General features: G+C 69.1%; 2 protein-coding genes and 1 pseudogene. 1 reads left to right on the forward strand and 2 read right to left on the reverse strand.

Translation table 11 applies throughout. From position 1 onward, the window contains the following. Window positions 1-303: pseudogene (locus G6027_RS01760) on the forward strand (hypothetical protein); the annotation flags it as partial. Between the two features lie 162 nt (window positions 304-465). Here the strand turns inward: G6027_RS01760 and G6027_RS01765 are convergent. Both G6027_RS01765 and G6027_RS01770 read right to left on the reverse strand, forming a co-directional pair. Beyond that, on the reverse strand, window positions 466-2,304 hold the full coding sequence (locus G6027_RS01765) for an acyl-CoA dehydrogenase (RefSeq protein WP_182634852.1): 1,839 nt from the start codon (window positions 2,302-2,304) through the stop codon (window positions 466-468). A 153-nt stretch (window positions 2,305-2,457) separates the two neighbouring features. Next, on the reverse strand, window positions 2,458-3,440 hold a 983-nt coding region (locus tag G6027_RS01770; protein WP_346995598.1), incomplete at its 5' end, for a putative PEP-binding protein.

Here is a 3,440-nt window from a genome sequence, read left to right on the forward strand (position 1 = left end):
TCCCGGGCCGATCTCCGGCGCGCCGAGACACGCGTCGTCACCGGCGCCGGGTGCACCCCGGACCCTGGTGCCGACGGCTACACGGCGCGGGTCACCCGCGTGGTCCAGCGGGGCCAGGACACGGTCAGCACCGACACCGTGTCCTCCACGTACGCGCCCCGGGTCCGTGTGGAGTGTCGGGTCGAGATCCCGTCACCCACGGACGAGGCGCCCGGCCCGGTTGCGCCGCCGCCGGTGCCGGACGACGCGATACGGATCCCGGGCCTGCCGGAGTTCCGGATCCCGGTCCTGCCCGGCAACTGACCCTCCCCGCCGCACCACCCGGCCTCGGAGTCCCGCCGCACCACCCGGCCTCGGATCGAGGTGTGCGCCCGAAATGCACGTATCCCCGGGGATTGTGCGGCGTGTCGGGACCGAACACAGCGCACAACCCCCGGGGATCGCGGGGAGTCGGTCAGGCGAGCGTCAGAACGCGGCCTCGTCCAGCTCCATGAGGTCGCTGCCCAGGCCGGCGACGATGCCGCGGGTGGCGGTGATGAGCGGGAGCTCGTTGTTCGCGAACCACTTGGCGGCGGCGATCTTGCCGTTGTAGAAGGCCTTGTCGGCCTCCGAGGCGCCGTCCAGCTTGCCCAGGGCCACCTCGGCGCCCACGAGCAGTCGCCAACCCATCATCAGGTCACCGAACGCCATGAGCAGGCGCACCGACGCCAGACCGACGGTGTAGAGACGCTTCGGGTCGTCCTGCGATCCCAGCAGGTGGTCGAAGCAGGTGCCGATGATCGCCTCGACGTCGGCGAGCGCGGTGGCCAGGTGCTCGCGCTCGGTGGCCAGCTGCCCGCCCGACGTGTCGCTGTCCAGGAACTTCTTGATCTGCGCCGACACGTGGCCGATCGCCGTGCCGCGGTCGCGGGCGATCTTGCGGAAGAAGAAGTCCTGGGCCTGGATCGCGGTGGTGCCCTCGTAGAGGGAGTCGATCTTGGCGTCGCGGATGTACTGCTCGATCGGGTAGTCCTGCAGGAAGCCCGAGCCACCGAAGGTCTGCAGGGACTCGGTGAGCAGTTCGTAGGCCCGCTCGGAACCGACGCCCTTGACGATCGGCAGGAGCAGGTCGTTGACGCGGTGCGCGAGCTCGCCGTCGGCGCCGGAGACTCGCTCGGCGATCGACACGTCCTGATGGGCGGCGGTGTACATGTACACCGCGCGCAGGCCCTCGGCGAACGCCTTCTGACGGATGAGTGCCCGACGGACGTCCGGGTGGTGGGTGATGGTCACGCGGGGGGCGTTCTTGTCCGCCATCTCGGTCATGTCGCCACCCTGTACGCGCTCCTTGGCGAACTCCAGCGCGTTGAGGTACCCGGTCGACAGGGTGGAGATGGCCTTGGTGCCCACCATCATCCGGGCGTGCTCGATCACGTCGAACATCTGACGGATGCCCAGGTTGAGCTCGCCGTCCCCGACGATCCAGCCCTTGGCGGGCACGCCGTGTCCGCCGAAGGTGACCTCACACGTGGTGGAGACCTTGAGACCCATCTTGTGCTCGACGCCGGTGACGAACACGCCGTTGCGCTCGCCCAGTTCGCCCGTCTCGAAGTCGAAGTGGGTCTTGGGGACGAAGAACAGGGACAGGCCCTTGGTGCCCGGTCCGGCGCCCTCGGGGCGGGCCAGGACGAGGTGGAAGATGTTCTCGAACATGTCGTCGGAGTCAGCCGAGGTGATGAAGCGCTTCACGCCCTCGATGTGCCACGAGCCGTCGTCCTGCTTGACGGCCTTGGTGCGGCCGGCGCCGACGTCGGAACCGGCGTCGGGCTCGGTGAGCACCATGGTGGCGCCCCAGCCGCGCTCGACACAGGTGGCCGCCCACTTCTTCTGCTCCTCGGTGCCGTTCTCGTAGAGCACGGCCGCGAAGGACGGGCCTGCGCCGTACATGAACGCCGCCGGGTTGGCACCGAGCATCATCTCGCCGGTGGCCCAGACCATCGCGCGGGGTGCGGGCATGCCGCCGAGGTCCTCCGGCAGGCCCATCGACCAGTAGCCGGCGTCGAACCAGGCGCGGAACGACTTCTTGAAGTCCTCCGGGAGGGAGGCCGAATGGGTCTCGGGGTCGAAGACCGGCGGGTTGCGATCTGCCGACGCGAAGGACTCGGCGACCGGGCCCTCGGTGAGCGTGGCGACCTCGTCGAGGATGCCCTTGGCGGTGTCGGTGTCCATGTCGCCGAACTCGCCGGCGTCGAGTGCCTCGTTCATGCGCAGGACCTCGAACATGTTGAACTCGAGATCGCGGACGTTGCTCTTGTAGTGACCCATTACGGTCTTCTCCGATCGGAGTGCGGTGTCGTTGCAATGGAGGTGGCCGCGCGGGTCGGCACTGGTGTCCATGGGTGCACCGGAACCTACCCGTCGGTAACAAGACAGATGTTAGTGCGTCGTCAGCGATCCGTCCAAGGTGAGGAAAGGCTCTTATTCGGCAGGTGGGCGCCGTACGGCCGACCGGGCCGCATCGAGCAGGATCGATTTCTCGGCGCGCGCGACGGTCCGCCGGGTGATCTCGGCGTAGTCCGGGGTCACCGACACCGACGTCACGCCCCTGCGGACGAGGTGCTCGGCCATCGCCGGGTCGGTCGACGCGGCCTGCCCGCACAGCGAGACCGTGAGGCCCGAGTCATGACAGCGGTCGATGATCTGATCGATGAACGCCAGTACCGCCGGGTCCATGGAGTCGAACAGATCCGCACACACCTCGGAGTCGCGGTCCACGCCCAGCGTCAACTGGGTGAGGTCGTTGGACCCGATGGACACGCCGTCGATGCCCATCGCGGCGTACTCGGGGATCCAGTGGACGACCGACGGGACCTCGGCCATGATCCACCGCTTGAGGCCCGGGTCGCGCCCGAGGGGATGGGCGTCGATGATGTCCAGACAGGCGCGGAGCTCCCACCCGGTGCGGACGAACGGGATCATGAGGTGCAGATTGCCGTGCTTCTGCCGCACCTTGGCCAGCGCGTCCAGCTCCAGCCGGAACAGGTCCGGTTCCTGCGTGTACCGGAAGCACCCGCGGTAGCCGATCATCGGATTGCGCTCCTCGGCCTCGACCTCCCCGCCGAGCAGACCGCGGAACTCGTTGGAGCGCAGGTCCGTGGCGCGGTAGACCACCGGTCGGGGGTCGAAGGCCGCGGCGATCGTGCTGATCCCCGAGGCCATCCGGCCCACGTACTCCTCCGCCCTCCCCTCGGCGATGAGCGTGCGCGGGTGGACACCCTCCAGCGCGCTGGTGATGAGGAACTCCGCGCGCAGCAGGCCCACGCCGTCGACGTCCATCGCGGCCACCCGGGCCGCGGCGTCGGGAGTGGCGAGGTTGACGTACACAGCGGTGGCGGTGACCTCGCGGGTCCTCACCTCGGGCGCCCGACCCGCGTCGGCGGGGGCCTGTTCGGCGGCGGCCG

This window comes from Dietzia sp. SLG310A2-38A2 (assembly GCF_014145095.1).
In the GTDB taxonomy this organism is placed as follows: domain Bacteria; phylum Actinomycetota; class Actinomycetes; order Mycobacteriales; family Mycobacteriaceae; genus Dietzia.

What these genes read in the sequence shown, in the direction of transcription:
- G6027_RS01765 (WP_182634852.1), bottom strand. Translation starts at nt 2,304, where the DNA reads ATGGGTCACTACAAGAGCAACGTCCGCGATCTCGAGTTCAACATGTTC.